Origin of the sequence: Pseudomonas sp. BF-B-15, assembly GCF_019946675.1 — a bacterium.
Taxonomy (GTDB): Bacteria; Pseudomonadota; Gammaproteobacteria; order Pseudomonadales; family Pseudomonadaceae; genus Aquipseudomonas; species Aquipseudomonas migulae.
The window spans coordinates 19,309-41,644 of record NZ_JAGYFZ010000017.1; the positions used below are offsets into that span (position 1 = coordinate 19,309).

The following is a 22,336-nucleotide window of genomic DNA, read 5'->3' on the forward strand; positions in this document are numbered from 1 at the left end:
TTTTTCAGGAATTCGCTCATGGACAAATACGACCGCATGCTCCTCAGCGCCCTACTGGAAAACGGTCGTGCGTCCTACGCCGACCTCGCACGCAAAGTGAACCTGTCCGCCCCGGCCGTGGCCGAGCGCGTGGCCAAACTTGAGGCCAGCGGGGTGATTACCGGTTATCAGGCGAAAGTCGACATGGCCAAGCTGGGCTTGCCGATCCAGTGCGTGATCGAACTGCGCCTGAACCAGCACGGTAATCAGAAAGCCTACGACGACCTGATCAAAATCCCACAGCTGACCGAATGTCACCGGGTGACGGGTGATCCGTGCGTGATCATGCAAGCGGCGGTGGGCTCGATGCCGGAGCTGGAAGAGCTGATCAACCGGATTGCCACATTCGGGTTCAGCAAGACGTCGATTGTGTTGTCGAGCGCGATAGAGAAGCGCGTGCCGTTGGGACAGTTGGAAGGGAAACCGGTCTAAAGTTGCAGGTGATCAAATGTGGGAGCGAGCCTGCTCGCGATGGCGGAGTGTCAGGCAACATAGATGTTGAATGATAAATCGCTATCGCGAGCAGGCTCGCTCCCACAGGGGGTCAGCGGTGTTTCTGTCAGAACCCGCGATGGCGCTTGAGGTGTTCGTTGATTTTGGCCGCCGGGACTTTCTGCAAGCTGACCAGCAGATCATGGGACAACTCGCGCAACCCGTGCTTCTGCCGCAACTCCTGCGCCAGATGCGCCGTCAGGTTGGCCGCCATCTCGGCGTCGGCCATCGCCCGGTGAGCCTTGCCGGTGTTGGGCAGGCTGGCGAAGGTGGTGAGGGTGCCGAGTTTGTGATTCGGCGCAGCCGGCATCAGCCGACGGGCCAGTAGCAGCGAACAAGCAAAGTTCTGCAACCGCGTACGCTTGATCCGCCCCAGTTCAAAGTCCCAGAACTTCTGGTCGAACGCGGCGTTGTGCGCCAGCAGCGGCGTGGTGCCAACAAATTCGTTGACCTCATTCATCACCTGTTCCGCCGACGGCGCGGTGCGCAGCATGGCGTTGCTGATGCCGGTGAGTTGTTCGATGAAGGCCGGGACGCGTACGCCAGCATTCATCAGGCTTTGGTAACGCTCGACGATGCGCCCCTGTTCAAGGATCACCACGGCAATTTCCGTGGCCCGGCAGCTGCTGCTCGGGGAGATCCCGGTGGTTTCAAAGTCGATGACTGCTATGCGTTCCAAACCTGTTTCAACTCCGTAAAAATCAATTCTTGAGCAGCAACGCGCCTTCGATCGGCACGTAGCGGCTGGCGGCGCGGATCAGCGAGTTGGCCGTCAGGCCCGGTACGCCGTAGGCCACCGCTTGCACGCCATGCTTGGCGATGATGCGTTCCAGCAGCATGTCGAAATCACCGTCGCCGGAGGCCAGCACCACTTCGTCGACATGATCGGCGGCGTCCATGATGTCGAGGGTGATGCCCACGTCCCAGTCGCCCTTGGCCGAGCCGTCGCTGCGCTGGATGTAGGGTTTGAGCTTCACGGTGAAACCGAGGTTGCGCAGGATCTGCTGGAACTGCTGCTGTTTGCTGTCGCCGCGATCGATCGCGTAGGCATAGGCTTCGACGATATCGCCCTGTTTGCTGATGTCAGCCCACAGCGCGGCGTAGTTGAAGTGGCAACCATAGGCCTGACGCACGGTGTAGTAGAGGTTCTGGACATCGGCGAACACTGCAATTTTTTTCACCGTGCATCCTCTTTCGCGCAGGCGGGATCAGGCACCGGGCCCGAAAAGTTGCCCAGTATGCCAGCCTGGAGGAATGTTCCGCGAATAATCGGCCCGGAGCGCCGCAGCGCTCCGGACGAATGGCGTGTCAGACGAAGGAATCGTCGTCGCCGCCGAAGAACGATGAACTGTCATCGTTGTAGTCGGTGTCGGCATAGTCTTGGGAGTTGTCAGCCACGCGCTGGTCATCGCCCCAGCCGTTGTCACCGCTGTGATCGTTGACCTGAGCCGGCTCTTCCTTGATCACTTCCACCACTTCCGGCTGCTGGTTGTGATGGAACAGGCTGCTGATGCCTTGTGCCAGCATCACGCCACCCGCCACACCCGCTGCAGTTTTCAGTGCGCCGCCGAGGAAACCGCTGCCAACCGCCGGCGCCTGCTGTTGCGGCGCGTAGTTCTGCTGCGGTGGCGGCGCACCGAAATTCTGCTGTGGCGGCTGCGCGTTGAACGACGGCCGTCCCGGCTCACGCCAGCCGCCGCTGGAGGGCGGTGCACTTGGCGCAGGCGTTTCACGGGAACTGCCACCGAAAATGCTCGACAGGAAGCCACCGCTGCTCGGCGCCGGAGCAGGTGCCTGGGACTTGGCCGATTGCAGTTCGGCCTGCAATTGCTGGATTTGCTCGGTGAGTTGCTTGTTCTGTGCGTCGAGGCTCTTGATCGCTGCCTCTTGCACCAGAATCGCCTGGGTCATGAAGTAGCCCGCCGCGGGTTGGCGAGCCAGATGTTCCTTGATCCGCGCCTCGGCCAGGGCATCGCGCGGGGCTGCGTCCGTTTCGGCCTGTTGCAGCCGGGAAAACAGTCCATCGATCAGGGTTTGCTCTTCGGTGTTCATGGCGACCTCGTAGATTGCCGGGGAAATCGTTGACCTTCTCCAGGGAGGATACGGCGCTCGACCTTAATGGAGGCTGAAACAAGTTGTTTCAATGACCTTTACCGAACGTTTACGTTTGCGCCCCGACGCGCTGCATCGGTTAAAGTGGGCCACTGCTTTCAACCTGCGATACCGACTGATGAATCCGTTCGATGTACTGCGTGACTCGCTGTATTTCTTCAAGCGCAATCTGAGCCAGATCGTGCGGCTGTGCCTGCCGCTGGTGATTTTCGAAGCGCTGCTGCAACAAGTGGTCGACCACAACACCGTGCCGGACAGCTTTCCCGGCGTGAGCGTGATCGTCGGCCTGCTGGTATACCCGCTGTACACCGCCGCCCTGATCCTGTTTCTCGACGCGCGCAGCCGTGGCGAATCGCCGCGCAACCGTGACCTGCTGGCGAGGTCCGCGTACCTGTGGCCGCGCTTCGCCCTGCTCACGGCGCTCAATACATTGATGATCCTGCTCGGCCTGTCGTTGTACTTCCTGCCGGGCATCTGGCTGATGGTGACGTTGGCGTTCAGCGAATACCTGCTGGTTCTGCGCGGCCTGGCGCCGCTGGCGGCAATGAAGGAAAGCCTGCGCCTGACCCGCGGTCATTTCCTGCGCATTCTGGTGTGCATCCTGTGTGTGATGGGCCCGTTGTGGGTGCTCAAGGGTGTGACGCTCAACGTGTATCCGGAACCGCAGAACCCGGTGATTTCCCTGCTGATCGACAGCGCCCACAGCTTCCTGCAACTGTTCACCAGCGTGGTGTTGTTCCGTTTGTTCATGCTGATCAGCGACGTTCCCGAGAAAATCGACCGGCCGCTCTGATCGTGGGCTTCGGCCCGGCTCTCGGTTATGCTCGGGTCCATCTTTTGTAACGCTATAAGCCGAGCCATGACCCGACTACTGCGCTACACCCTGCTGGGCCTGTTGATAGCAATCGGCCTGATTGCCTTGCTGATCTACAGCCTGACCTGGCGCCCCGAAGCCAAGGAAGTTTTGCCCGTCAGTTGCAACGCTCAAGCACCGACACTGGTGCCCGGCCAGGCGTTGAAAGTGATGACCTGGAACGTTCAGTACCTGGCGGGTAAGCGCTATGTGTTCTGGAATGACCTGGCCGCCGGCGACGACGAAAAACCGACGCCTGAAGACATGGCCTTCAGCCTCGATGAAGTGGCGCGGGTGATTCGCGACGAACAACCGGACCTCGTGTTGCTGCAAGAGCTCGATGACGGCGCCAAGGCCAGCGATTACCAGAACCAGTTCAAACTGCTTCAGGAACGCCTCGCCGATCTCTATCCGTGCAGCGCCCATGCCCTCGACTGGAAAGCCGACTTCGTGCCGCAACCGCACATCTTCGGCAGTGTCGGCCGGCAACTGGCAACCCTCAGCCGCTACCGGATCGAACACGCCGAACGCCTGCAACTGCCGGTCGCGCCGACTAACTTCATCAGCCGTCAGTTCCAGCCGAAAAATGCCTTGCTGGCCACTTACCTGCCGTTGAGTGACGGCGGGCAGCTGGCGGTCCTCAACACCCATCTGGACCGTGCGACCCAACCTGACGAAACGCTACAGTCTCAGGTGACGGCGGTGGCCAAAGTCCTCGACAAATACGAAAGCCATAGCACCCCGTGGCTGATCGGCGGCGACTTCAACCTGTTGCCGCTGGGGCAATATCGACGCCTGCCCACCGAACAACGCACGCCCTACTCCGCCGACAGCGCCCTGCACCTGTTGTGGGACAAGTACCCGATGATCCCGACCAACAACGAAGCCAGCGGCATCGATCGGGCACGTTGGCTGACGCACTACCCGAATGATCCAGGCCTGAACGGCCCGGACCGCACCGTCGATTACCTGTTTTACAGCCCCCGGATCAAACGGGTCGAGGCGACGGTGCGACAGGACGATACGTTGCGGATCTCCGATCACCTGCCGGTGATTGCGCGGTTCCTCCTGCCGGCTGCGCCGTAATCCGGGCCGGACACAATCCCCTGTAGGAGCCAGCTTGCTGGCGATAGCGGTGGGTCAGTCAACGAAGATGTTGGATGTTATGGCCTCATCGCCGGCAAGCCGGCTCCTACAGGGGATTGCGTGACACTCAATGCACCTCCTCCAGGTCGTCATGCAGCAGCCCGAAAATATCGCGTTTCATCTCGATGAATGAGCGCTCCATGACCATGTCCAGGGTCCGGGGGCGTTCGATCGGCACGTCCAGAATCTGCTTGATCCGCCCAGGCCTGGCGCCCATCACGTAGACGCGGTCACCCAGCAGAATCGCCTCGTCGATGTCGTGGGTCACGAACAGCACGGTCTTCTTGCTGTTACCCCAAACGCGCAATAACAGCTGCTGCATTTGCAGGCGCGTCTGGCTGTCGAGGGCGCCGAAGGGTTCGTCCATCAGCAGGATCTGCGGGTCGTTGGCCAGTGCGCGGGCAATCGCTACCCGCTGCATCATGCCGCCCGACAGCTGCTTGGTGTAGTTGTCAGCGAACCCGCTGAGACCGACTTCGTTGACGTAGTAATCGACGATGTCCTTGCGCTGCGCCGCCGCCATGCCGCGACGCTTGAGGCCGAACTCGACGTTCTGCCGCACGGTCAGCCACGGAAACAGCGTGTAGCTCTGGAACACCATGCCGCGGTCCGCGCCCGGCCCTTGAACTTGCTGGCCGCCGACGTAGATCTCGCCTTCCGTGGGCTCGTTCAAACCGGCGGTGAGGTACAGCAAACTCGACTTGCCACAGCCCGACGGCCCGACCAGCACGGCGAATTGCTGATCCGGAACTTCGAACGAAACCTGATCCAGCGCGGTGAACATTCCGCCATCGGGCTTCTGGTAACGCAGGCTGACTTTGTCCACTTGCAAACGAGGCGCGGCGTAGGCCGGGGCAGCCATCGGTGTGACGATACGCGGGTTGACGGCGGTTACTGAGCCCATGCGGCAATCCTCAGACGAAGGAAACGGAACAGTTGATCGGTGACCAGGCCCAACAGGCCGATGATCGCGATGGCGAGGAAAATCACATCCACCTGAAAGCCGCGCATGGCCTTAAGGCTCAAGTACCCCAGGCCACTGGAAGCGGCGACCAGTTCGGCGACCACCAGGTACGTCCAGGCCCAGCCCATGGTCACGCGCAAGGTGTCGAGCACACCCGGCAACGAGGCCGGTGCGATCACATGCAACACCGCATCGCGGCGGTTAGAGCCGAGTGTGTAGGAGGCGTTGATCAGGTCTTTGGAGATGCCTTTGGACACGTCCGCGATCATCACCAGTTGCTGGAAAAACACGCCGAAGATGATCACCGAGACCCGCTGCTCCAGACCGATGCCGATCCACAGAATGAACAGCGGCACGAACGAGGTCACCGGCAGGTAACGGATGAAATTGACCATCGGTTCGAGGAACGCCTGAACGATGCGGAAGCTGCCCATCAGTAACCCCAGCGGCACCGCCACCAGCGACGAAACGACGAAACCGACCAACACCACTTCAAGACTGGCCCACACGTGCAAACCGAGCGTGCCGTCGCGGCTCAGGCGTACGGCGGCTTCGACCACCGCGCCCGGCGTCGGCAAGAACATGCCCGGCACCACGCCGCCGTAAGACAACCCGGCCCACAGGCCCACCAACAACACCCAGGCCAGGCCGCTCGCGCTCCAGATCACCGAAACCGGCAAGCCGGTCTTGGGCGTGATGCAACGGCTCAGCCATGAATTGCGCTTGAACATGCGAACCTCCTACAGCGGGCTGACGAAACGGTTGTCGATCAGGTCGTCATTGCTGACGTTGTAGGGTTTGCCCTGCAATTCACTGGCGGTTTCGTTGGCCAGTTTGATCAACGGTTCGCTGTCACCCGGCTTGCCCGGCGAGCCCAGGAGTTTTTCGCTCATGGCCTGATCGTAGAAGCGCACGCCTTGCGCGGCGGCTTCCAGCTCCTTCGGATCGGCGAGGTAGCCGCCAACACCCTTGGCCATGATTTTGTAGGCTTCCTGCGGATGGTCCTTGGTGTACTGCACTGCTTTGTACAGACCGGCGACCAACGCCTTGACGTCTTCCGGCTGTTTCTCGATGACCGTGCAGTTGAGCGCGACCACATCGACAATCACGCCAGGCGTGCTGCTGCTGTCGATCAAGACTTTGCCTTGTTTCTTGTCACGCACCATCGACAGGTGCGGTTCCCAGGTCACGGCGGCAGGCACACGACCGGCGATGAACGCGGTGGCGGCGTCGTCGGCCGTCATGTTCTGCACGGTGATGTCGCTCATGCTCATGCCGTGTTTTTTCAGCAAGTACGAGAGCCAGAACTGCGAAGTCGAACCTTCGTTCACCGCCACGGCTTTGCCTTTCAGCTCTTGCAGGCTCTTGATGTCCTTGCCCACCAGAACACCGTCGCCACCATGGCTGTCATCGAGTGCGGCTACGGCCTTGAAGCAGAATTGCGGACGGTATTTCAGTACTTCGTCGATGGTCGACGCCGAGCCGGACAATTCGCCCGAGGCTTGCGCAGCCATGTACATCGAAGCCTCTTCGACGACGGGCAACTCGACGGTCAAACCGCCTTCCTTGAAGTAGCCCAGGTCCTGGGCGAGGTAGAGCGTGCCGTAACCGACCCATGTGGTATGGCCGATGGACAGGGTGCCGGCCTGGGCGCTGGTGGCGACCGTGGCGGCGATGGCGGTGATCGCCAGTGGATGAGCGACGCGGGTTAGCAAGGACTTGATCATGGAGCACTCCCAAAGCTGTTGATTTAGTTTTGTCATGGGCAGTACGGCCAGCAGCCTTTGGAGAAGAGCTGCCACGGGTGGTCTCTGATGGACCTTTGGGTGGGCAGTGTTCGGCTGACTGGCGAGGTCGATGTTGGACCAAGGTGGGGATTAGGAAAATTAGGAAATATGTCGGTGGGAGTGATGAAAAAACTGGGTAGCGTGCGCGGTAAAAGGGCGGGGTTGGCAGGGGTGCACGGGCTTTGTGCAAAAGGTGAGAGGTGGGGTGAATCGGCAAAAGCTTTCGCGGGCAAGCCTCGCTCCTACAGGTAATGTGTCAGGCCTAAATTCCGAGACCGACAATAAACCTGTAGGAGCGAGGCTTGCCCGCGAAAAGGTCCGCAGGACCTTCGGCTACATCAGAGCCGGCCGTATTCCTGAGCCGTACGATCGACCGCTTTCAGCGTCTTGCCAACCAACTCATCAACCTCTTCCCGACTGGCAATCAACGCCGGCGCCATGATCATCCGCCCCAGCGTCGAACGAATAATCACCCCTTCCTCAAACCCAATCGTGCGGCAACGCCAGGCAATGTCGTTCTCGTTGGCAAAGCGCTTGCGACTGGTTTTGTCTTCAGCCAACTGCAACGCCGCTACCATCCCGACACCCTGAATATCCCCCACCAACGGGTGATTGCCGAACACTTCACGCAAGCACTGTTGCAGGTACGGCCCGATGTCGTCCTTGACCCGCGTCACCACGCCTTCATCGCGCAACGCCTTGAGGTTGGCGATGGCCACCGCTGCCGCCACCGGGTGTCCGGAATAGGTCAGGCCGTGGGCAAACACCCCGCCCTGCTCCACCAATACCTGCGCCATTTTCTTCGACAGGATCAGCCCGCCCATGGGGATGTAACCAGAGGTCAGCCCCTTGGCAATCGACAGGGTGTCCGGCTCGAAACCGAAGTGCTCATGGGCGAACCATTCGCCAGTGCGACCGAAGCCGCCGATCACTTCGTCGGCGCACAACAGCACGTCGTACTTGCGGCAAATCCGCTGAATTTCCGGCCAGTAACTTTCCGGCGGGAAGATCATCCCGCCCGCGCCCTGGAACGGCTCGGCGATAAACCCGGCGACTTTGTCCGCGCCCAGTTCGAGAATCTTCGCTTCCAGTTGTTGCGCCGCCCGCAGGCCGAATTCAGCCGGGGTCAGGTTGCCTTCATGGGCGAAGAAGTACGGCTCGTCGATGTGTTCGATGTCCGGCAGCATGCCGCCCATTTCGTGCATGAACTTCATGCCACCGAGCGCCGTCGCTGCCAGCGTCGAACCGTGGTAACCGTTCCAGCGGCCGATCATGACTTTCTTCTCGGGCTTGCCGAGAATGGTCCAGTAACGGCGCACGGTGCGGATCAGCACCTCGTTCGCTTCGGAGCCGGAGTTGGTGTAGATCGCGTGGCTGTAGTGCCCCGGCAGCAGGCTGAACAGCAGCTCCGAGAGCTCGATCACCTGCGGGTGAGTGGTGTGGAAAAACATGTTGTAGTACGGCAATTGCTCAAGCTGCTGAGCCGCTGCCGCCGCCAGATCCTTGCGGCCGTAACCGAGGTTGGTGCACCACAGCCCGGACATGCCGTCGAGGTAGCGCCGACCATCGTTGTCCCACAGGTGCAGGCGCTCGCCACGGACCATCACCCGCGGTCCTTCGTCGTTGAGCGCTTTCTGATCGACGAATGCGTGGATGTGATGCGCAGCGTCGGCGGCCTGGTAGTCGCGGGTTTCACGTGGTGTGGTCATCGCCAGTTCTCCGTTTTGTTATTAGCGCAGTTGAAACCAGGTGGTCTTCAACTGGGTGTATTTATCGAATGAGTGCAGCGACAGGTCACGGCCGAAACCGGACTGCTTGCCGCCGCCGAACGGCACCGTCACGTCGAGCGCATCGACGCTGTTCACCGACACCGTACCGGCGCGCAATTGCCGCGCCACACGGTGGGCACGATTGAGGTCGTCGGTCCACAGCGAAGCGGCCAGGCCGTAGACGCTGTCGTTGGCCAGCTGCAAGGCGTGTGCCTCGTCATCGAACGCCGTGACGGCCAGCACCGGGCCGAACACCTCGTCGCGAAACAGCGGCATGTCCGGGCTCACGTTAGTGAAAATCGTTGGCTGGATGAAGTTGTCGGAACCGTTGAAAATCGACTGCCGACCACCGCACACCTTGGTCGCACCCTGGCGCTGGGCTTGCTCGATGAACTTCATGATGCGCGCGGTCTGACGGCTGTCGACAATCGCCCCGGCGCTGCTCGACGGGTCCAGCGGATCGCCCGGCAGCCAGCGTTCGGCCTGCGCCTTGAGGCGCTCGACGAACTCGTCATGGATCGAACGCTGCACCAGCAACCGCGAGTTGGCTGAACACACTTCGCCCTGATTGAAGAAGATGCCGAACGCGGCTTTCTCGGCCGCCAGATCCAGGTCCTGACAATCGGCGAACACCAGGTTGGCGCTCTTGCCGCCGCACTCCAGCCACACCTGTTTCAGGTTCGATTGCGCGGAATACTGCATGAAAAATTTGCCGACTTCGGTGGAGCCGGTGAACACCAGGCAATCGACATCCGGGTGCAAACCAAGGGCTTTGCCGGTCTGCTCGCCGAGGCCTGGCAGCACGTTGAGCACGCCTGCTGGCAAGCCGGCTTCAAGCGCCAACTCGGCCAGACGCAGGGCAGAAAACGGTGATTGCTCGGCGGGTTTGAGGATCACCGAGTTGCCTGCCGCCAGCGCGGGCGCGAGTTTCCATGCAGCCATGTCCAGCGGGAAATTCCATGGCACCACGGCGGCTACCACGCCCAGCGCTTCGCGGGTGATGGTCGCCAGTACGTTCTGCGCGCTCGGAGCGATCTGGTCGTAGAGTTTGTCGAGGCTTTCGGCGTACCAGCGAAACACCCCGGCGGCGCCCGGCACGTCGATGTTGTAGGCGTCCATCACTGGCTTGCCCATGTTCAGTGAATCCAGCAGCGCCAGTTCTTCGCGGTGGGTCATGATCAGATCGGCCAGGCGCAGCAGCACTTGCTTGCGCTCGTTTGGCGAACGCGCCGACCAGGTGCCGGCCTCGAACACCTGCCGCGCATTTTTGACGGCGGCGTTCACTTCTTCATCACCGCACGCTGTCACGTTGGCCAGGCGCTGGCCGGTGGCCGGGTTGATCGCGGCGAAGGTTTGTCCCGACTTCGCCGAACGGGGTTTGCCATCAATCAGGGCCTGGTCGGGAAACGCCAGCGCAGCGGCCTTGTTTTGCCAGTAGGTAAGCTCGAACACGTTCAGATGCTCCATGGGCTTTTCTTGTGAATTGGATGGTGGCCCAGGCCCGTGTCGAGGAAAAATAGTAAAAATGTCTTCGCAGACCATGAAAAAACTGGGCAGCCCATCTCCCCGGTCGTGCGGTATGTGGTTATTGTTCAGGCACAACAACACCGTCGTCAGAACGGACGCAGTCGGCGCAAAAATTGCTGGATGTCGAGTCCATCCACCCCGAGGTTTGCCGTGGCTGCCTACAACCTGCGTCAATTGAAGTACTTCATCACCACCGTCGAATGCGGCAGCGTTGCCGAGGCGTCGCGCAAGCTGTACATCGCCCAGCCGGCCATTTCCACGGCGATCAAAGGCCTGGAAGACAGCTTCGGCGTGCAATTGCTGATCCGTCATCACGCACAAGGCGTGTCCCTGACGCCCAGCGGCGCACGCTTCTACCGCAAGGCCCAGGAACTGTTGCGCATGGCCAAAGAGTTCGAACAGAACGCCCTGGCCGACAATGACGTGGTGGCCGGGCAAATCGACATCGGCTGCTTCGAAACCGTCGCGCCGCTGTACTTGCCGCAATTGATTGCCGGGTTCTCGGCGCTGTATCCCGGCGTGAAAATCCGCATCCGTGACGGCGAACAGCAGGAGTTGGTGCAAGGCCTGACCTCGGGCACCTTCGACCTGGCGATCCTCTATGAACACGACCTCGACGCCACCATCGAAACTGAACCCCTGATGCCGGCGCAGCGGCCTTATGCATTGCTGCCGGCGGATCATCGCTTTGCTCAACTCAAGCAAGTGTCCCTGCGCGATCTGTGCCTGGAGCCGATGATTCTGCTGGACGTGCAACCGAGCCGGACCTACTTCGTCAGCCTGTTCGAAGAACTGGGCCTGTCGCCGAACATTGCGTTCAGCTCACCGTCGATCGAGATGGTCCGGGGCATGGTCGGCCAAGGGTTCGGCTTCTCGATCCTGGTCACCCGCCCGCACTCGGAGTGCACCTACGACGGGCAGAAAGTGGTGTGCGTGGACATCGTCGAAGACATCACCGGCTCAGGGCTGGTGGCGGCGTGGCTGAAGCGCGGGCAGTTGACCAAACCGGCGCAGTTGTTTGCCGATTACTGCCGCGAACAGCTCACCGCCAAGGCCGTAAGATCACACCCGACCTTGTAGGAGTCCGGCTTGCCGGCGATGGCGTCCGAAAGACCGATGCAACATCCAAGGGCCCCATCGCCGGCAAGCCGGCTCCTACAAGGTGCGTGGATGTATGAGGGATCAAGGCAAACGCAAACCTGTAGGAGCCGGCTTGCTGGCGATAGCGGTGGGTCAGCCGCTGATTTATTGACTGGACGGACGCCATCGCCAGCAAGCCGGCTCCTACAGTGGGGGGCACCTCACTTCCGGGGTTTGATTCGTGCGGTCGCTTCGGCCACCAACGGATCATCCGGCCAGTAATGCTTCGGATACCGCCCCTTCAGATCCTTTTTCACCTCGGCATAGGTGCTACGCCAGAAGTTCGCCAGGTCCTGCGTCACCTGCACCGGCCGCCGCGCCGGGGACAACAGATGCAACTTCACCACCTGCCGCCCGCCAGCGATGCGCGGGGTTTCGGCCAAACCGAACAACTCCTGCAACCGCACCGCCAGAATCGGCGGCTGCTCGCTGTAATCCAGACGAATCGACGACCCCGACGGCACGCTCAAATGATGCGGTGCCAGCTCATCGAGCCGTTGCGGCAGCGGCCACGGCAATAGGTTATGAACAATGCTTGAGAGATCCAGATTGGCAAAATGACTGAGCCGCGAAACCTTCCCCAGGTACGGCATCAACCAGTGCTCAAGGCTTCTGAGCAGCGCAGCATCACTGACATCCGGCCACTCACTCTGATCCTTGCTGGCGAGGTCCAACTGCCGCAACAACGCCACCCGCGCCTGCCACTGACGCAACTCCGGCGTCCACGGCAACAGCTCCAGCCCCTTGCGCCGCACCAGATTCACCAGCGCCTGACTGCGCGCGGTTTCATCGAGCCCGGTCAACGGTTCACGGCTGAGGATCAACTCGCCAACCTTGCGCTGACGCTCGGCGCGCAACACGCCTTCGCGCTCGTCCCAATCCAGCTGATCGACCACCCGCACCTGCTCGGCGAGCACCGAATCGAACAACGCCGGATCAAAATCCGCCGCCAGATAAATCCGTTCCTCGCGCTGCCCCTGACGGCTGCCGAGATCGGCGATTACCAGCCACGGTTGTTTCATCAAGCTGTCGGCTTCGGCGAACAACGCGGCACGGCCGTTGGCCAGGCGATATTCCGCACCACCCGCTCGACGTTGTTGCGCGACACGGTCGGGATAGGCCAGCGCCAGCAAGGCGCCGAGCCAGCGCGGGTGCTCCGGATCGCTGACCGGTTCCGACGCCTTGCCACGCAGATAACCGCGGTATTGACGCGCCAGTTGCCGCGCTCGCTGAACACCGCCCTGAGCGCCGCGTGCAGCACGCTCTTCGCCGGACAACAGCACCAGTCGACTGTGCAGATCGGCGCCGGCACCGCGCAAGATATCCCGCTCGCCGAGCAACGCCGCGACATCGCACGCCATGTCAGCCAAGCCCAGCGCCTGACCGCGCAGCAGCAAATGAGCGATGCGCGGATGCGCCGGCAGTTCGGCCATGGCCTGACCGTGGCGGGTCAGCGACTCACCGTCCAGTGCGCCAAGGCGATCAAGCAAGTCCTGAGCCTGGGCATACGCGGCGGCGGGCGGCACGTCGAGCCACACCAGTTGCGTCGGTGTCACGCCCCAGCGGCCGAGCTGCAACGCCAGACCGGCAAGGTCCGCCGAAAGAATTTCCGCACTGGCATACGCCGCCAGTTGCTCGTGTTGATCCTGCGACCACAAGCGATAACACACGCCCGGCTCCAGCCGCCCTGCCCGCCCCGCACGTTGCGTGGCACTGGCGCGAGAGATGCGCTGCGTGTCGAGACGAGTCATGCCGCTGCCCGGATCGAAACGCGGCACCCGCGCCAACCCGGCATCGATCACCACACGCACGCCGTCGATGGTCAAGCTGGTTTCGGCGATGTTGGTCGCCAGCACCACTTTGCGCTTGCCCGCCGGGGCTGGATCAATCGCGGCGCGTTGCGCGGCGAGGTCCAGTTCACCGTGCAACGGGCAGAGCAACACCTGTGTGTTTTCGCCCAGCGCATCGGCCAGTTGTTGATGCACCCGGCGGATTTCCGCTTGTCCCGGCAGGAACACCAGGAGGCTGCCGGTTTCATCGTTCAAGGCTTCGAGGATGGTTTGCACCAGGCGCGGCTCGATGAATTCACCGGGCTGGAACGGCCGGCCCCAGCGCATCGCCACCGGGTACATGCGCCCTTCACTGCGCAGGATCGGCGCGTCATCGAGCAACCCGGCCAGGCGTTCGCCTTCAAGGGTGGCCGACATCAAAAGAATCTTCAGCGGCTGATCATCGCGGAACAGTTCCCGGCCATTCAGGCTGAGGGCCAGGGCCAGATCGGCATCAAGACTGCGCTCATGAAATTCGTCGAAGATCAGCAAGCCCACGCCTTCCAGCGCCGGATCATCCTGCAAGCGCCGGGTTAGGATGCCTTCGGTGACCACTTCAATCCGCGTCCTGGGCCCGACTTTGCTGTCCAGCCGAATGCGATAGCCGACGGTTTCACCGACCTTCTCGCCCAGCTCACTGGCCAAGCGCTCCGCCGCCGCACGTGCAGCCAACCGACGCGGTTCGAGCATCAGAATGGTCTGCCCGGCCAGCCATGGCTCGTTGAGCAGGGCCAATGGAACACGGGTGGTTTTACCGGCGCCGGGCGGTGCTTCGAGCACGGCTTCGTGGCGTGTCGCCAAGGCTTCACGCAGGGCGGGTAAAACTTCATCAATCGGCAAAGAAATCATGCTGGCTCCCAAACAGAGGGCCGAGTATAACGGCGAACTGCTCGGCGTTTATCAGGGTCCTAATTCATAGAGACGCCCTTTCGTTTTGAAATTACCCAGGAGATTTCATATGCGTGTTCCCTTTCGCCTGATTGGCGGTGTATTGGTTGCCACCTTGCTGACCCAGGTAACCGCTTGCGGATCGATCTTCTACCCTGATCGCCGCGGGCAGATCGAAGGCAAGATTGACCCGGCCATCGCCGCGCTGGATGCCGTGGGCCTGCTGTTCTACATCATCCCCGGCCTGATCGCGTTTGCCGTGGACTTCGCCACCGGCGCGATCTACTACGCACCGGGCGAGACCGCACAGGTGGCACCGGAAAAACTCAAGGAAGCGATCGGTGCCGACGGCAAGGTCGATACCCACAAATTGCAGACTATTCTTGAAACCGAACTGGGCCGCAGCTTCCCGCTGGACGATCCACGTTTGATTCAACACAAGGGCAGCACTCAGCAACTGGCCTTGCTCGGCCTGCAACCTGCCGCGTAATCCGTGCACATAAAGGAATAGCCGCACTTATGATTTCCAGCTCCGAACACGCCCGCCTGCTGCGGCTGGCGACCCGTGCCTCGGTGGCGGTGGCGTGCACGTTGATCGTCGCCAAAGCCATCGCGTGGTGGTTGAGCGGTTCGGTGAGCATGCTCGCCGGGTTGACCGACTCGGCCCTCGACGGTATCGCCTCGCTGCTCAACCTGCTGGCAGTGCATTACGCCTTGCGCCCCGCCGATGAAGATCACCGTTACGGGCACGGCAAGGCCGAATCGCTGGCGGGCATGGCGCAGGCGTTGTTCATTGGTGGCAGTGCGGTGCTGATTGCGTTGCAGGCGTTTGATCGGCTCAAGCATCCGGAGCCGGTGGGTGCGCCGTGGATCAGCATCGGCGTGATCGTGTTTTCCCTGGCGCTGACATTGGTCCTGCTGATGTTGCAGCATCGGGTCGTCAAGGCCACCGGCTCCAACGCGGTGCGCGCCGATTCCCTGCATTACCGTTCGGACTTGCTGCTCAATGGCAGCATTCTGGTTGCGCTGGTGCTGGCCGGGGTTGGCTGGCATCAGATGGACGCGTGGTTTGGATTAGGGATCGCCGCCTACATCTTCTGGAGCGCCATTCAAATCGCCCGGGAAAGTTTTAAGGTGCTGATGGACGAGGAATTGCCGCCAGACGTCAGCCAACACATGCTCGAACTGGCCTGCAGCGTACCGGGGGTGCTGGGCGCGCATGACCTGCGCACACGCGTGTCCGGCAACCAGTGGTTCGTGCAATTGCACCTGGAATTGCCGGGGGAGCTGACCCTGTCAGTCGCTCACGGCATCAGCGATCAGGCGGCCGATGCAATTCACGCGGCGTACCCGCGAGCCGAGGTGCTGGTGCACGCCGACCCGCAGGAAGTGGTGAAGGCCGCCAGGGCAAATCAGAAACTCACCTGATACCCGCGACTGCTCAGGCAGTTACCCTGGGCCTGGCGGTAGGCTTGCACCACCGACGGATCCGGCTGGTAGGTGGCCGTGCGCGGATCGAAGCCACTCTGCTGCACTGCGTATTGATAACACTCGTAGCCGTCCTGATTGACCTGCTGCGGCGACTGCCCGTTGGCGGGATACGCCACCACGTCATAGCCATTGCCGGTCGGTTGCGGTTGCACGGGCGGCTCGACCACCACGTAATCCTGAGTGCTTTCCTGATAGGCGTAGTACGAGCCCGCCGCCAGGAATAACAGCGCGCCGCCGATCCACACTTCGCGGGCGTAATCAGGCAGGTAGCTGACGCGAATCCCGCGCGGTGGCTGCACCACGACATAACGCGGGCCAAGCGGGCGATACCAGTAGCCGCCGGAGAAGAAATAATCCTGCCCACGATACGGCACGCGATAGTCGCGGTCCGGGAAGCGGTCGATCACATGCCCGGGACGGTACTGCGGGCCTGGCCCCCAACCGTTACCGTGGCCATTCGGACGACCGGCCCAATGATGATCGTCGGGACGTGAACCCGGCCCGCCGGTCTGCCATTGCTGGTTGTAACCATTGTTTCGCGGGATGTCCTGATAGTAACCACGTTGCGGTTGCTGGGTCTGACGCACGGTGTCGGGCCGGCCCTGGATCGGCAAGTCGTTGGCCGGCAATTGCGGCGGCGGCGGTGGTGGCCGGACGGGACTGTTGAAGTCGCGCGGCGGGTTGTCTCGCGGCTGATTGTTTTGCCACTGCCCGCCATTGCGCGACTGGCCGTTGTTCTCGAACTGACGACTGTTGTCGCCACGAATGATGTCGTTGTTTTGCGGACGCGGTTGATTGTTGCCGCCACGGCCCTGATTGTTGCCCTGATGACCGTCACCGCGTTGTCCATTGTCGGGACCCCGGTTCTGCGGCTCATCGGCCAGCGATTGCGCAGTGACACTGACACACAGCAAACCAACACCGGCCAAACGCCAGATGCGCGACTTCATGCTTTTCCTCACTGCGGGTTAGGGCCTGTACGTAAGACTGGGAAAGCACAGGCCGGTTCTGCAACAGGTTATCAGTCGCGCAACTTATTTATTGAGGGCGGGTGAAAAATTGCGGGCAAAAGAAAAGGGAGACCCGTCGGCCTCCCTTTGAGAACTTCGTCCGTGCTCGACGCTTATGACGTCGGCTCACCTCACGCCGTCTTCTGGACAGTGTGCAGCTCGGGGGCCGGCACATCCCCGGTGGGGGTGGCGGCCGCGACTGGCCTGATTGGGCGAGCCGCTGTGGACTGTTTGTCCGAGCAGTGATTCTGGTGATAAGAATAGGCCTGGGGCGCCGGCAGAGGATTGCGAAGATTGCTCAAATAAACATGACTTGCGCAATTTTTAACCCTGGATAGATAATCTGCCGCAATCGATATGACAAAGGCCTGATTGATGAGCAAACTCGACCGATACGACCTGAGCATTTTGGCGGAATTGCAGCGCGACGCGCGCATCTCCAACCAGGAGCTGGCCGAACGCATCGGCCTGTCACCTTCACCGTGCTCGCGCCGGGTCAAGCAACTGGAAGACGACGGCTACATCACCCGCCAGGTGGCCCTGCTGGATCGCAAAATGCTTGGCCTGAGCCTGACGGCTTACGTGCTGATCGGCATGGACCGGCATACGCCGGAGCGATTCGAGAACTTCGAAGCGGCGATTCGCACCTTGCCGCAAGTGCTTGAATGCAGCCTGGTGACGGGGATGGATGCGGACTATCAGCTCAAGGTGGTGGTGCCGGACATGGATCACTATCAGAAATTGCTGCTGGGGCACCTGACAAGGATTGAAGGGGTGACGAGTGTGCGATCGAGTTTTGTGTTGAACCAGGTGCTCAACAGCACCGAACTGCCGCTGACTCATCTGCGTAGCTGAGGACGCCTTCGCGGGCAAGCCTCGCTCCTACAGGTCTTGCGCGAGCCTTTGTAGGAGCGAGGCTTGCTCGCGAAGGGGCCGGAACAGGCGACGAATAGCTGCGACACGCTGCCGCAGGTCAATGCCGCACCAATCCCCCATGCCGTATACTCCAGCGCCTTTTAGCCCCGCCCCCGCTGGAGATGTCCGATGGATCCTGCAGTATTCGAAGAGTGGATGATGACCGGACTGGTCAGCATTCTGATCATTTTCATGGGTTTCATCGTCTGGGATCTGGCAAAGAAATCCAAGGCCGGGCGCTTTGGCTCGTTCATCCTGTTCTTCGTGCTCGGTCTGGGCGTGGCCGCGTTCGTGATCAAAAGCGTGGTGATCGGCCTGATCGAATCCGGCACGTTATAAGCGCGCCGGCACTTCTTTCCACTGGCCCTGATCGAGCCCTTCGATCGACCAGTCGCCGATCCTGACCCGCACCAGCCGCAACGTCGGCAAGCCGACCGCGGCGGTCATGCGTCGGACCTGACGGTTACGCCCCTCGCGAATCACCAGTTCCAGCCAACTGGTCGGCACGCTTTTGCGAAAGCGCACCGGAGGGTTGCGGGGCCACAGTTGCGGCTCATCCAGTTGCCGCGCTTGCGCGGGCAAGGTCATGCCGTCATTCAGCTCGACGCCATCACGCAAACGCTGCAACTGCTCGGCACTCGGCTCACCTTCCACTTGCACCCAATACGTCTTGGCCAGTTTGTGCTTGGGGTCCGCAATCCGCGCCTGGAGCTGGCCGTCGTTGGTCAGCAGCAACAACCCTTCGCTGTCACGATCCAGACGGCCTGCCGGGTAAATCCCGGGAATCTCGATGAAATCCTTGAGCGTCGCCCGCCCTTCACCGTCACTGAATTGCGTCAGCACATCGAACGGTTTGTTGAACAGAATCAGCTTCGGCTCGGCCGGCGGCGCTTTGGCGACACGGCGCGGGGCTGATGACGGGGTGTTCGCGCCAGGGCGGCGGGACACGGGACGTTGGGGACGGGACATGGCGAAGAGAACATCTAACGGTCAGGGCTGCTAATGCTAGTGCCCTGACCGCCAAATGACCATGACAACTATTACCGGAACGGCGGCTCGTCGAAGCTGCGCAGTTTGCGCGAGTGCAACGAGTTGAGTTCGGTGCGCAACAAGTCCACCGCCTCGATACCGATCTTCAAGTGCTGGCTGACCGCGCGCTCATAAAAGGCGTTGGCCGAACCCGGCAGCTTGATTTCGCTGTGCAGCGGTTTGTCCGAGACGCAAAGCAATGTGCCGTACGGCACCCGCAAGCGATAACCTTGCGCGGCGATGGTGCCGCTTTCCATGTCCACCGCCACGGCGCGGGACAGGTTGATCAGCGGACGCTCCTGGGCCCAGCGCAATTCCCAGTTACGGTCGTCGTAAGTCAGCACGGTGCCGGTGCGCAGGCGTTTCTTCAGCTCGTCGCCCTTCTCGCCGGTGATGTTGGCCGCCGCTTGCTGCAACGCCATCTGCACCTCGGCCAGGGCCGGAATCGGAATGTTCGGCGGCACGACCCGATCGAGAATCCCGTCGCGGCGCATGTAGGCGTGAGCCAGCACATAATCGCCAATGGTCTGCGACTGACGCAGACCGCCGCAGTGACCGATCATCAGCCAGCAATGCGGACGCAATACCGCCAAATGGTCGGTGATGTTCTTGGCGTTGGATGGGCCGACACCGATGTTCACCAGGGTCACGCCATGACCGTCGCTGGCGATCAGGTGATAGGCCGGCATTTGATAGCGATGCCAGACCACGCCGGCCGCAATCGCCGACGCTTCGCCGTGATCCATGCTCTTTTCGATGATCACGTTGCCCGGCAGCACCATGCGCACGAAACGCGGATCGCTGCGCAACTGCTCGAGGCCATGAACAATGAACTGGTCAACGTAGCGGTGGTAGTTGGTCAGCAGAATCCACGGCTGCACATGGCGCCAGTCGCTGCCGGTGTAATGCACGAGGCGGCGCAGGGAGAAATCCACCCGCGCGGCATCGAACAGGGCCAGCGGCAGCGGATCGGTGTTTTCCCAATCGTACAAACCGTCAGCGATGCCATCGGTGGCGGCGGACAGATCGGTACTCGGGAACACCCGCGCCAGCACGGCTGCGGTCACGCCGGAGCCGGCCAGCTCATCGCCCTGCTCGACCACATACGGATAAGGAATGTTCTGCTGGCTGATGCCGACTTCCACGGTCACGGTGAAGTCGTGCATCAGCGGCACGAGCTGTTCCAGCAAGTATTTACGGAAAGCCGCCGGATGGGTGACGGTGACGCTGTAGGTCCCCGGCAACTGCACCTTGGCGTAGGCGCGGGTGGTTTGCGGGACTTCGCCCTGGCAGTGGTAGGTCAGACGCAGTTCAGGATAACGAAACATCGCACGCTGTTCGGCGTCCGGTTCAACTCGATCCTTGAGGTAACGCTTGAGCGCCTGGCTCAGTGCGGTGGTTGCGCGATTGTGCAAGTGAGCAAGCCGGTCCACGGCTTGCTCGGCGGTTTGAACGATAATAAAAGCTTCGGTCACGATCAGCATCCTGTGTTCTGACTTGCAGGCCTTCATCTTGCCTGCATCGTCGCTTCACGGGAACAGTGGTGGCTACACAAATGACAAGTCCACCGCAGGACCAATGTGGGAGCGAGCCTGCTCGCGATAGCGTAGGCACATTCGACATTGATGTGGCTGACAGACCGATATCGCGAGCAGGCTCGCTCCCACAGGGGGTTTGTGTTGGTTATAGAATTGGGGTCGAGCGGGCGACGATCGCTTCGACATCCAGCCCACGCGGCAACGCACCGTATACGCGGCCGGCGTCGCCGAGGCGGCTGGCGATGAACGCATCGCTGACCGCCGAATTGCCGGCCTCCAGCAACAACTTGGCTTGCAGCCCCAACGCAATGTCCTCTGTGAGCTGCCGCGCACGATACTGAATATCGCTGGTGTCCTTGAACGCCGCCTGCAACTGGCTGATGTGTGCGGCCAGCCGCTTGTCGCCGTGACCATCGCCCAACTCGCTGAACAGCACATCGAGCACACCCGGTTCTTTCGACAGCGCCCGCAACACATCCAGGCATTGCACGTTGCCGGAGCCTTCCCACGTCGAATTGACCGGTGCCTCGCGGTACAAGCGCGGCAGGATGCTGTCTTCGACATACCCGGCACCGCCCATGCATTCGGCAGCTTCGTTGATCATCGCGGGCGCGCGCTTGCAGATCCAGTACTTGCCCACGGCGGTCACCAGCCTGGCGAATTTGGCTTCGTGCCCGTCATCCAGATGATCCAGCGCCTTGCCCATGCGCAGGCTCAACGCCAACGCGGCTTCGCTCTCCAGGGCCAGATCGGCGAGGACGTTCTGCATCAACGGTTGTTCGCTGAGCAGCTTGCCGCCGACACTGCGATGGGCGCAGTGATGACTGGCCTGGGTCAGCGCCTGACGCATCAAGGCGCTGGAACCGACCATGCAATCGAAGCGGGTCATGGCAACCATTTCGATGATGGTCGGAACGCCGCGCCCCTCTTCACCGACCATCCACGCCAGTGCACCGCGAAACTCGACTTCGCTGGAGGCGTTGGAGCAATTGCCGAGTTTGTTTTTCAGGCGCTGGATGTAGAACTGATTGCGTGTGTCGTCCGGACGATGGCGCGGCAACAGGAAGCAGGTCAAACCTTTGTCAGTCTGGGCCAGTGTGAGGAAGGCATCGCACATCGGCGCAGAACAGAACCATTTATGGCCCACCAGTTCGTAGGCCTGGCCCGGTCCGCTGGCACCCACCGGATACGCCTTGGTGGTGTTGGCCCGCACATCGGTGCCGCCCTGTTTCTCGGTCATCGCCATGCCAATGGTGACACCGGCCTTGTGGGCCATGCCGACATTGCGCGGGTCGTATTCGGTGGCGAGGATTTTCGGCAGCCACTGCTTGGCCAGGTCCGCTTGCAAGCGCATCGCCGGCACACTGGCGAAGGTCATGGTCAGCGGGCAACCGCTGCCGGCTTCGGCCTGGCTGTGCAGGTAGGTCATGGAAGCGCGGGCGACATGGGCGCCGTCCTGTGGATGCGCCCAGGGCAGCGAGGTCAAACCGTGCTCGATCGCCGTGCGCATCAGCTCGTGATACGCCGGGTGAAATTCCACCAGATCGATGCGGTGACCGTAGCGGTCGTGGCTGTTGAACACCGGTTTGTTCTGGTTGGCCAGGAACCCCGCTTCCATCAGCGGCCCGCCGGCCAGCGCGCCGTAAGCGTCGATCCGCGACTCGGCCCAACCGGCCCCGAAACGCCGCGACCATTCCTGCAAAGGCAGGTCGATGCGATACAGGTTGGCGCCGTCCAGCGACGGCGGCTGGTTGGTGACGTCGTGGGTTTCGGCGAACTGATGCAGGTTCATGACGGGGCTCCTTTG

General features: G+C 61.5%; 21 protein-coding genes. 8 read left to right on the forward strand and 13 right to left on the reverse strand.

Annotated features, from left to right (window positions below; genetic code table 11):
* Nucleotides 1-18 precede the first annotated feature (18 nt).
* Entirely contained in the window at nucleotides 19-471 is a 453-nt protein-coding gene (locus tag KGA97_RS07975) for an Lrp/AsnC family transcriptional regulator (protein WP_192228036.1), read from the forward strand.
* 127 nt (nucleotides 472-598) lie between these two features.
* Here the strand turns inward: KGA97_RS07975 and KGA97_RS07980 are convergent, their stop codons facing one another.
* From KGA97_RS07980 to KGA97_RS07990, 3 genes are all read right to left on the reverse strand, one after another.
* Complete coding sequence (locus KGA97_RS07980) at nucleotides 599-1,210, reverse strand: PolC-type DNA polymerase III (protein ID WP_008031746.1); 612 nt, start codon at nucleotides 1,208-1,210, stop codon at nucleotides 599-601.
* 22 nt (nucleotides 1,211-1,232) lie between these two features.
* Nucleotides 1,233-1,712 (reverse strand): NYN domain-containing protein, encoded by a 480-nt coding sequence (locus KGA97_RS07985; RefSeq protein WP_008031749.1) that lies wholly within the window; start codon nucleotides 1,710-1,712, stop codon nucleotides 1,233-1,235.
* Between the two features lie 127 nt (nucleotides 1,713-1,839).
* Nucleotides 1,840-2,583, reverse strand: coding sequence for a DUF2076 domain-containing protein (locus KGA97_RS07990; protein WP_223480550.1), 744 nt, complete (start codon nucleotides 2,581-2,583; stop codon nucleotides 1,840-1,842).
* Between the two features lie 178 nt (nucleotides 2,584-2,761).
* On the opposite strand from KGA97_RS07990, the gene KGA97_RS07995 reads away from it, so the two are divergent.
* Together KGA97_RS07995 and KGA97_RS08000 are read left to right on the forward strand one after the other, a co-directional pair.
* Nucleotides 2,762-3,436, forward strand: coding sequence for a YciC family protein (locus tag KGA97_RS07995; protein WP_032828940.1), 675 nt, complete (start codon nucleotides 2,762-2,764; stop codon nucleotides 3,434-3,436).
* Nucleotides 3,437-3,502: 66 nt separating this feature from the next.
* Entirely contained in the window at nucleotides 3,503-4,582 is a 1,080-nt protein-coding gene (locus KGA97_RS08000) for an endonuclease/exonuclease/phosphatase family protein (RefSeq protein ID WP_223480551.1), read from the forward strand.
* A gap of 127 nt (nucleotides 4,583-4,709) precedes the next feature.
* Here the strand turns inward: KGA97_RS08000 and KGA97_RS08005 are convergent, their stop codons facing one another.
* From KGA97_RS08005 to KGA97_RS08025, 5 genes are all read right to left on the reverse strand, one after another.
* Complete coding sequence (locus tag KGA97_RS08005) at nucleotides 4,710-5,546, reverse strand: ABC transporter ATP-binding protein (RefSeq protein ID WP_223480552.1); 837 nt, start codon at nucleotides 5,544-5,546, stop codon at nucleotides 4,710-4,712.
* Nucleotides 5,534-6,337, reverse strand: a complete 804-nt coding sequence (locus KGA97_RS08010; protein WP_223480553.1) for an ABC transporter permease — start codon at nucleotides 6,335-6,337, stop codon at nucleotides 5,534-5,536. Before KGA97_RS08010 ends, KGA97_RS08005 begins: the two co-directional genes overlap by 13 nt.
* A 9-nt stretch (nucleotides 6,338-6,346) precedes the next feature.
* A complete protein-coding gene (locus KGA97_RS08015) occupies nucleotides 6,347-7,333 on the reverse strand; it encodes an ABC transporter substrate-binding protein (RefSeq protein WP_223480554.1) in 987 nt (328 codons plus the stop codon).
* Nucleotides 7,334-7,731: 398 nt separating this feature from the next.
* On the reverse strand, nucleotides 7,732-9,102 hold the full coding sequence (locus KGA97_RS08020; protein ID WP_008041264.1) for an aspartate aminotransferase family protein: 1,371 nt from the start codon (nucleotides 9,100-9,102) through the stop codon (nucleotides 7,732-7,734).
* 21 nt (nucleotides 9,103-9,123) lie between these two features.
* Entirely contained in the window at nucleotides 9,124-10,614 is a 1,491-nt protein-coding gene (locus KGA97_RS08025) for an aldehyde dehydrogenase (RefSeq protein WP_223480565.1), read from the reverse strand.
* Nucleotides 10,615-10,839: 225 nt separating this feature from the next.
* On the opposite strand from KGA97_RS08025, the gene KGA97_RS08030 reads away from it, so the two are divergent.
* Nucleotides 10,840-11,769: a LysR substrate-binding domain-containing protein gene (locus tag KGA97_RS08030; protein WP_223480555.1), complete on the forward strand. Its 930-nt coding sequence runs from the start codon at nucleotides 10,840-10,842 to the stop codon at nucleotides 11,767-11,769.
* 221 nt (nucleotides 11,770-11,990) lie between these two features.
* Here the strand turns inward: KGA97_RS08030 and hrpB are convergent, their stop codons facing one another.
* Entirely contained in the window at nucleotides 11,991-14,507 is a 2,517-nt protein-coding gene (hrpB, locus tag KGA97_RS08035; RefSeq protein WP_223480556.1) for an ATP-dependent helicase HrpB, read from the reverse strand.
* A 109-nt stretch (nucleotides 14,508-14,616) separates the two neighbouring features.
* Here hrpB and KGA97_RS08040 point away from each other — a divergent pair, with 109 nt between their 5' ends.
* Nucleotides 14,617-15,036: a hypothetical protein gene (locus KGA97_RS08040; RefSeq protein WP_008035153.1), complete on the forward strand. Its 420-nt coding sequence runs from the start codon at nucleotides 14,617-14,619 to the stop codon at nucleotides 15,034-15,036.
* Between the two features lie 29 nt (nucleotides 15,037-15,065).
* The gene (locus KGA97_RS08045) at nucleotides 15,066-15,974 is read left to right on the forward strand and encodes a cation diffusion facilitator family transporter (protein ID WP_207285489.1); all 909 of its coding nucleotides are present in this window, start codon (nucleotides 15,066-15,068) and stop codon (nucleotides 15,972-15,974) included.
* Here the strand turns inward: KGA97_RS08045 and KGA97_RS08050 are convergent.
* Nucleotides 15,959-16,987: a DUF6515 family protein gene (locus tag KGA97_RS08050; RefSeq protein WP_008044572.1), complete on the reverse strand. Its 1,029-nt coding sequence runs from the start codon at nucleotides 16,985-16,987 to the stop codon at nucleotides 15,959-15,961. The genes KGA97_RS08045 and KGA97_RS08050 overlap by 16 nt on opposite strands.
* Before the next feature lie 435 nt (nucleotides 16,988-17,422).
* Between KGA97_RS08050 and KGA97_RS08055 the strand changes: the two genes are divergently transcribed.
* Nucleotides 17,423-17,902: an Lrp/AsnC family transcriptional regulator gene (locus tag KGA97_RS08055; protein WP_007894448.1), complete on the forward strand. Its 480-nt coding sequence runs from the start codon at nucleotides 17,423-17,425 to the stop codon at nucleotides 17,900-17,902.
* Nucleotides 17,903-18,091: 189 nt separating this feature from the next.
* Nucleotides 18,092-18,301 carry a DUF2788 domain-containing protein gene (locus KGA97_RS08060; RefSeq protein WP_007937369.1) on the forward strand — a complete coding sequence of 70 codons (210 nt, stop codon included), beginning with the start codon at nucleotides 18,092-18,094 and terminating at the stop codon, nucleotides 18,299-18,301.
* On the opposite strand, the gene KGA97_RS08065 is transcribed toward KGA97_RS08060, so the two are convergent.
* The 3 genes from KGA97_RS08065 to KGA97_RS08075 all read right to left on the reverse strand — a co-directional run bounded on the left by KGA97_RS08065 (nucleotide 18,296) and on the right by KGA97_RS08075 (nucleotide 22,321).
* Nucleotides 18,296-18,931 carry a pseudouridine synthase gene (locus tag KGA97_RS08065; RefSeq protein WP_008035145.1) on the reverse strand — a complete coding sequence of 212 codons (636 nt, stop codon included), beginning with the start codon at nucleotides 18,929-18,931 and terminating at the stop codon, nucleotides 18,296-18,298. The genes KGA97_RS08060 and KGA97_RS08065 overlap by 6 nt on opposite strands.
* A 71-nt stretch (nucleotides 18,932-19,002) precedes the next feature.
* A complete protein-coding gene (gene amn / locus KGA97_RS08070; RefSeq protein ID WP_177318196.1) occupies nucleotides 19,003-20,502 on the reverse strand; it encodes an AMP nucleosidase in 1,500 nt (499 codons plus the stop codon).
* Nucleotides 20,503-20,674: 172 nt separating this feature from the next.
* Nucleotides 20,675-22,321: an acyl-CoA dehydrogenase family protein gene (locus KGA97_RS08075; protein WP_223480557.1), complete on the reverse strand. Its 1,647-nt coding sequence runs from the start codon at nucleotides 22,319-22,321 to the stop codon at nucleotides 20,675-20,677.
* Nucleotides 22,322-22,336 lie beyond the last annotated feature (15 nt).

Coding starts and splice junctions, on each gene's coding strand:
- KGA97_RS08020 (WP_008041264.1), bottom strand. CDS start 9,102: ATGACCACACCACGTGAAACCCGCGACTACCAGGCCGCCGACGCTGCG.
- KGA97_RS08015 (WP_223480554.1), bottom strand. CDS start 7,333: ATGATCAAGTCCTTGCTAACCCGCGTCGCTCATCCACTGGCGATCACC.
- KGA97_RS07975 (WP_192228036.1), top strand. CDS start 19: ATGGACAAATACGACCGCATGCTCCTCAGCGCCCTACTGGAAAACGGT.
- KGA97_RS08045 (WP_207285489.1), top strand. CDS start 15,066: ATGATTTCCAGCTCCGAACACGCCCGCCTGCTGCGGCTGGCGACCCGT.
- KGA97_RS08075 (WP_223480557.1), bottom strand. CDS start 22,321: ATGAACCTGCATCAGTTCGCCGAAACCCACGACGTCACCAACCAGCCG.
- KGA97_RS07990 (WP_223480550.1), bottom strand. CDS start 2,583: ATGAACACCGAAGAGCAAACCCTGATCGATGGACTGTTTTCCCGGCTG.
- KGA97_RS08005 (WP_223480552.1), bottom strand. CDS start 5,546: ATGGGCTCAGTAACCGCCGTCAACCCGCGTATCGTCACACCGATGGCT.
- KGA97_RS08065 (WP_008035145.1), bottom strand. CDS start 18,931: ATGTCCCGTCCCCAACGTCCCGTGTCCCGCCGCCCTGGCGCGAACACC.
- KGA97_RS07995 (WP_032828940.1), top strand. CDS start 2,762: ATGAATCCGTTCGATGTACTGCGTGACTCGCTGTATTTCTTCAAGCGC.
- KGA97_RS08055 (WP_007894448.1), top strand. CDS start 17,423: ATGAGCAAACTCGACCGATACGACCTGAGCATTTTGGCGGAATTGCAG.
- KGA97_RS08060 (WP_007937369.1), top strand. CDS start 18,092: ATGGATCCTGCAGTATTCGAAGAGTGGATGATGACCGGACTGGTCAGC.
- KGA97_RS08040 (WP_008035153.1), top strand. CDS start 14,617: ATGCGTGTTCCCTTTCGCCTGATTGGCGGTGTATTGGTTGCCACCTTG.
- amn (WP_177318196.1), bottom strand. CDS start 20,502: ATGAAGGCCTGCAAGTCAGAACACAGGATGCTGATCGTGACCGAAGCT.
- KGA97_RS08000 (WP_223480551.1), top strand. CDS start 3,503: ATGACCCGACTACTGCGCTACACCCTGCTGGGCCTGTTGATAGCAATC.
- KGA97_RS08050 (WP_008044572.1), bottom strand. CDS start 16,987: ATGAAGTCGCGCATCTGGCGTTTGGCCGGTGTTGGTTTGCTGTGTGTC.
- hrpB (WP_223480556.1), bottom strand. CDS start 14,507: ATGATTTCTTTGCCGATTGATGAAGTTTTACCCGCCCTGCGTGAAGCC.
- KGA97_RS08010 (WP_223480553.1), bottom strand. CDS start 6,337: ATGTTCAAGCGCAATTCATGGCTGAGCCGTTGCATCACGCCCAAGACC.